Raw genomic sequence first — 5,750 nt, 5'->3', positions numbered from 1 at the left:
GTCCGGGGGGTGGTCGGTCCGGGCGGGCGGTCCGGGCGGTCATCCGCTCCAGGGCTGGAGCCGATTGCGCCAGACCCACAGGTCCTCGAACTCCCCGCTCTTGAGCCGCACCCAGTGCTCGGGACCACGCCCTCTGGCGGCACAGGTGGCCTTGTGCGGGTCGTCCGAGGGCTCCAGCCGGCCCCGCTCCTCGTGCTTCTTGCCTGGCCCCGACCTGACCGGCACCGCCTTGTCGGCCTGGACGACGTACCTGCAGGTCTCCGTCGCGGGTGAGGGCTCACGTGCGGCGTTGGCGGCGGCCGGGCCGAGGCCGCCGAGGGCGAGCACAGTGGCGGCGGCGCCGGCGAAGATGCGCGTCGCTGCTCTCATGATCGGGCCCCTTCCGACGAACACACGTGGGCAAGACCCTGCTCATGGATCCCGACTTAACACCATAAGTAGGGGCATTTTGCCCACACCTTGGCGTGCCGCACACCCTCCGCACCCGCCCGAGGCACTGGCCGACGAGGCGGGAACGTCATGGGGCAGGGCTGCGGTTCTGAAGGCAGGGAGGCCGGGTAGTGGCCGGGGAGAGGGGCACTGGAACGTTCCCGATCAGGTGCACAGAGGTTCGGGGTCGGCGATGAGGGGTGCCGAAGTCAAGTGAGAGGAGATTAAATGGTTTACAGGTAGGAAATAACTGTTACCGGAGGTGGGATCGATGGAGCAAGCCACTGCGACGATCGTGAAGCCGCTGCCCGGCCACCTGTTCAGGGTGCACGGGGCGAGTGCCGAGATGCGATGGGAGGCCATGTCGGGGCAGGGATACCACACGCCGACCGACCGGTTCTTCGTGCGGAACCACACCTACACCCCCCTCATCGACGTCACCACCTGGCGGCTGCGACTGCACGGCGCCGGCCTCCGACGTCCGCGCGCGTTCGGCTACGACGAGCTCCGGGCCTTGCCGTCGCGGACGTACGATCTGGCGATCGAATGCGCGGGCAACGGGCGGCGGTTCTACGGGACGCAACAACACGACCCCGCCCCCGGCACGCAGTGGGGCCTGGGGGCGATCGGGGTCGCGCGGTGGCGCGGGGTGCCGTTGAGATACCTGCTCAAGCAGGTGGACGTGCTCCCTGGGGCCGTGGACGTGCTGCCGTCGGGGCTGGACGCGCCGTTCGAGGACTACGGTCACGTACGCAGGCCGCTGCCGATCGAGAAGGCCATGGACGACGTGCTGGTGGCGTACGAGATGAACGGCGAGCCGCTGCCTCCCGATCACGGATTTCCGGTGCGACTGGTGGTGCCGGGATGGGCGGGAATTGCGTCCATCAAATGGCTCGGCGACATCGAAGTTTCCACGCACGAGCTCTTCACCCCGTGGAACACGGTCTTTTACGCGGAGGTCACCACGCAACCGGTGAAGAGCGCCTTCGAGCTCGCCTGGAATGCCGTCCTGCCCATCAACGGGCCGCACATCCTGCACGGCCGGTCCTGGTCGGGCCGGGGCAGGATCGTCCGGGTCGAGGTCAGCTTCGACGGCGGGCTCAGCTGGCGCGTGGCCGAGCATCACGGGCATCACCTGGTCGGAGCATGGCTGCCGTGGCACATTGCGTGGGCGCCTCGCCGCGCGGGGCGGTACGTGCTCATGGCCAGGGCGACCGACGAGACCGGCGCCACGCAACCCCTGATCACGCCGCGGCATCCGTCCGGCTATCACTTCGACGCGGTCGTGCAACACCCGATTCACGTTGCCATTGGATAGGTAATTGTCACCGATCGCGGCTGAGCTGGAGCTTTCCTTTTCCGCCGTGCGGCGCACCTGAATTCATCTGGAAGACTCTCGCGGAAACCTTCTGGAAATCCCCTCATGTGATGCTGCACCTACGCCGGGAAAAGGAGAGCAGATGCGCCAGCTGACCGCGCTCGACGCCCAGTTCCTCAATGTCGAGACGGCGACCACCGCCGCGCACGTGGCGGGGCTGGCGATACTCGACTCGGCGAACGGGTCGGTCGACCGGGACGCTCTCACGGAGTTGCTGCTCGACCGGCTGCACCTGTCCCCCGCGCTCAGCCTGCGCCTGGCCGAGGTCCCTCTGGGATTGGACCGTCCGTACTGGGTGCCCGATCCCGACTTCGACATCGGCAACCATCTGTTCGAGCTGACGTTGCCCGCGCCGGGAGACGACTGGCAGCTGGCCGAGGCCGTGGCGGAGATCCACGCCCGCCGGCTCGATCGGGCGCATCCGCTCTGGGAGATGCACCTGATCAACGGACTGCCGGCGGGGAGGGTGGCCATCTACACGAAGGTGCATCACGCCGCGATCGACGGCATCTCGGGCGCGGAGACCCTGGCGACCCTGCTCGACCTCACCCCGGACGGCCACCTCACCCGCCGCAGGCTCCCCACGACGGCCAGGCCGAGCAACACCACGGCGGACGGCCGCCGCACGGCCGGCGCCACGCCCGCGACCGGTGAACACGATCGTGCCTCCCTCCAGGGCGGTCAGCCGGCGGAGTCTCCGGGGTTGATCGGCATGCTGGCCGGCGCCGCCGTTCATACCGCCACCCACCCGGTCCGGGCGATGCGGTCCGTCGTCAGGGCGGCAGGGGACCTGGACGCCATCCCGCTGGCGGCCTGCGTGCCGGGCGCGAAGCTGATCGCCAAGGCCGTGCGGACGGTGGTGCGCGACCGGCCCGACCGCCCCGAGCTGCCCAGCCTGTCGGTCCCCCGCACCCCGTTCAACGGCCCCGTCAGCGCCCGCCGCCATCTCTCCATCGGCTCGCTGCCGCTCAAGGACGTCAAGATGGTGGCCAAGTCCAACGGCATGAGCGTCAATGACGTCGTCATGACCCTGTGCACATCGGCGCTTCGCTCGTGGTTGCACGAGCGCGACGCGCTGCCGGAGGAGCCGCTGATCGTCGCCGTCCCTGTGGCGGTCCGTACGGCCGGAGCCAAAGACCTGGTCGGCAACCAGATCTCCGCCATGGTCACCCCCATGCCGACGAACGTTCCCGACCCGCGCGAGCGCCTCCAGGCGGTCGGCGCGACCATGAGCCGGGCCAAGCGGCGGTTCGCGCTGGCCCCGGCGACCTGGCTGAGCGAGCTGTGCTCGATGCTGCCCGCCCCGGTCACCAGCCTGGCCACGCCGGCGATCTTCCGGCTGGCGGGGATGGCGTTCCCGCCGATCAACCTGATCATCAGCAACGTGCCGGGCCCGCAGTTCCCGCTGTACCTGTGCGGCGGGAGGGTGCTGTCGTACTATCCGCTGTCGGTCCTGACCGACGTGAGCGGCGGCCTGAACATCACCTGCTTCTCGTACGACGGCATGCTCGACTTCGGCATCGTCGCCTGCCCCGAGCGCGTGGACGACGTGTGGAGCCTGCTCCGGCACCTGCGCACGGCGCTGGAGGAGCTGCTAGACGAGCGAGTGGGCGATGAGTTCCGCGACGGCGTCGGGGTCGATCTGGTGGCCCGTTAGCTGCCAGAGGTTCTCCTGGTAGAGCAGGACGGCGGCGAACGTGGCCGCCGCCACCTCCAGCCTGGCCGCGTCCCCGCGCGAGCCTGGCGAGGGTGCCCGCCGGGTCGCCGGGGACCGCGTCGACGTCACGCCCCTCTTCGATGTGCGTGCGCTCGTTGACAAGAGCGACCAGTACCTCGATCTTGTGCGGGAAGTAGTCGAAGATCAGCCTTTTGCGCACTCTCGCGAGCCTGGCGATGACCGCAGTCGGAGTGGCCTCGTAGCCGGAGCCCGCGAACAGCTCCTCTGCCGCGTCCAGGATGCGCGTGCGCGCGTCACCCGTCACCACAGCACGAACCATAACGCCGCCTGCGGGCTTCATCGCCATGCCGACGCACGCGGCACTTCCGATGAGTCAATCATGTAGCATTTGAGACAAGATTGTCGCAAACGATACGGCGGTGTCCAGATGGCGATGAGCCGAGAGCAGATCATGACGGCGGCGATCCAGCACCTCAACAAGGACCCGTCCGCCTCCGTGGCCCAGCTGGCCGAGGCGGTCGGGATCAGCAGGGCCACGTTGCACCGGCAGTTCAGCAACCGCGAGGAGCTGATGCTGGCCCTGGCCCGTCGCGGCCACGACCAGTGGGAGCAGGCGCAGCTCGCCGCCGGCCTGGACGCGGCGACCGCCTCGGGGGATCGGAAGACGCTGGAGAAGGCGCTGAACGATCTGCTCATCGGCCTGATCAAGATCGCCGACGAGTACGGCTTCGGCCTCACCGACCACGCCTTGGCCGTACACCCGGAGCTGGCGCGCCGCGCCGAGGAGCTGGAGGCACGCGAGATCGCCTTCTACACCGCGGCCCAGCGCGCGGGCCTGTTGAGCACCGAACTGCCCGTCCGCTGGATCAGCGATGTCGTCTACGGCCTGATGGTGGCCGTACGAGAGGGTCTGCGCCGCGGAGACGTCGCCCGCCGGGACGCCCCCCGGCTGCTCCTCGACACGTTCGCGCGCGGCGCCGTACCTCGGAGAGAATCATGACGATCACCACGCCCCCGCTCTCGGCGAAGCGGCGGTGGGCCGGCCTGGCCGTGTTGTCGGCCAGTTTGTTGCTCGTGGTCATGGACATGACCGTGCTCAACGTCGCGCTGCCGGCCATCTCCGAGGACCTGCGGCCCAGCTCCGTCGAGCTGTTGTGGATCGTCGACACGTACGGGCTGGTGCTGGCGGGACTGCTGGTCACGGTGAGCGCGTTCGGCGATCGGTGGGGTCGCAAGCGGATGTTGCTGACCGGGTTCGCGGTGTTCGGGCTGGCCTCGCTGGCGGTGCTGCTCGTGGACGACCCGGCGGAGGTGATCGCGGTACGGGCGCTGCTCGGCGTCGGCGGCGCCATGATCATGCCGTCCACGCTGTCCATGATCCGTAACCTCTTCCCCGATCCGGGCGAGCGGGCCAAGGCGCTGGGCGTGTGGTCGGCGATGGCCGCGGTGGGCGCCGCGTCAGGGCCGATCGTGGCCGGGGTGCTGCTGGAGCGTTTCACGTGGCATGCGGCGTTCCTGGTGAACGTGCCGGTCATGGCGGCGGCGATCGCCGCGGGATTGGTGCTCCTGCCCGAGTCCAGGAACCCCGGCCCGGGCCGCTGGGACGCGCTCGCCACGGTGTTGTCGATGGCCGGCATGGTGGCGCTGGTGTACGCGGTCAAGAGCTTCGGCAAGTACGGCCCGGCGTCGGCGAGCGCCCTGGTGGCCGCCGCGGTCGCGGCGGTGACACTGGGCTGGTTCGTGGTGCGCTGCCTGCGCCGGCCCGATCCGCTGCTGGAGCTCCGGCTGTTCCGCAGCGGCCCCTTCTCGGCGGGGGTGACGACGGCGCTGACCACGGCGATCGCGATGGGCGCGGTGTTGTTGCTGCTCGCGCAGTGGATGCAGCTCGTGCAGGGCTACTCGCCGCTGGAGACGGGGGTGCGGCTGCTGCCCGCCGCGCTGGCCGCGCTCGTGGCCTCGCCACTGGCCCCCTCGCTGGCGGCCAGGGTCGGCGCCCGTACGGTGCTGGCGGGCGGGCTGGCGGTGACGGCGGCGGGGTTCCTGCTGCTCTTCGTGGCGCCGGCGCCGCTGGGCTACTGGCCGGTGGCGGGCGCGCTGGTGCTGATCGGTCTCGGGAACGGCTCGCTGGCGATCGCCTCCGCGGTGATCATGTCCGGTACGCCGGCCGCGAAGTCGGGCAGCGCGGCGGCCATCGAGGAGACCAGCTACGACATCGGCGGGGCGCTCGGCGTGGCCGTGCTCGGCAGCGTGGCCGCGGCCGTCTAC

Annotated in this window: 6 protein-coding genes and 1 pseudogene; 4 read left to right on the top strand and 3 right to left on the bottom strand. The window is 69.9% G+C overall.

The features are described from left to right. Nucleotides 1-39: 39 nt before the first annotated feature. Nucleotides 40-369, bottom strand: coding sequence for a hypothetical protein (locus ETD86_RS52115; RefSeq protein ID WP_138674024.1), 330 nt, complete (start codon nt 367-369; stop codon nt 40-42). Between the two features lie 331 nt (nt 370-700). On the opposite strand from ETD86_RS52115, the gene ETD86_RS52110 reads away from it, so the two are divergent. After that, nucleotides 701-1,747, top strand: a complete 1,047-nt coding sequence (locus ETD86_RS52110) for a sulfite oxidase (RefSeq protein ID WP_138674023.1) — start codon at nt 701-703, stop codon at nt 1,745-1,747. Nucleotides 1,748-1,889: 142 nt separating this feature from the next. Then, on the top strand, nt 1,890-3,464 hold the full coding sequence (locus tag ETD86_RS52105; RefSeq protein ID WP_138674022.1) for a WS/DGAT/MGAT family O-acyltransferase: 1,575 nt from the start codon (nt 1,890-1,892) through the stop codon (nt 3,462-3,464). Here ETD86_RS52105 and ETD86_RS58865 read toward each other — a convergent pair. Both ETD86_RS58865 and ETD86_RS58860 read right to left on the bottom strand, forming a co-directional pair. Further along, nucleotides 3,402-3,593, bottom strand: a complete 192-nt coding sequence (locus ETD86_RS58865) for a hypothetical protein (RefSeq protein WP_246149489.1) — start codon at nt 3,591-3,593, stop codon at nt 3,402-3,404. The two genes, ETD86_RS52105 and ETD86_RS58865, sit on opposite strands and share 63 nt — an antisense overlap. Before the next feature lie 94 nt (nt 3,594-3,687). Further along, a pseudogene (locus ETD86_RS58860) lies at nt 3,688-3,804 on the bottom strand (TetR family transcriptional regulator); the annotation flags it as partial. 108 nt (nt 3,805-3,912) lie between these two features. On the opposite strand from ETD86_RS58860, the gene ETD86_RS52095 reads away from it, so the two are divergent. Both ETD86_RS52095 and ETD86_RS52090 read left to right on the top strand, forming a co-directional pair. Then, a complete protein-coding gene (locus ETD86_RS52095; RefSeq protein ID WP_138674021.1) occupies nt 3,913-4,485 on the top strand; it encodes a TetR/AcrR family transcriptional regulator in 573 nt (190 codons plus the stop codon). Then, on the top strand, nt 4,482-5,750 hold a 1,269-nt coding region (locus ETD86_RS52090), incomplete at its 3' end, for an MFS transporter (RefSeq protein ID WP_138674020.1). The genes ETD86_RS52095 and ETD86_RS52090, both read left to right, overlap by 4 nt.

Origin of the sequence: Nonomuraea turkmeniaca (assembly GCF_005889735.1) — a bacterium.
GTDB lineage: Bacteria > Actinomycetota > Actinomycetes > Streptosporangiales > Streptosporangiaceae > Nonomuraea > Nonomuraea turkmeniaca.
This window is presented reverse-complemented; position numbering and strand designations above follow the sequence as displayed.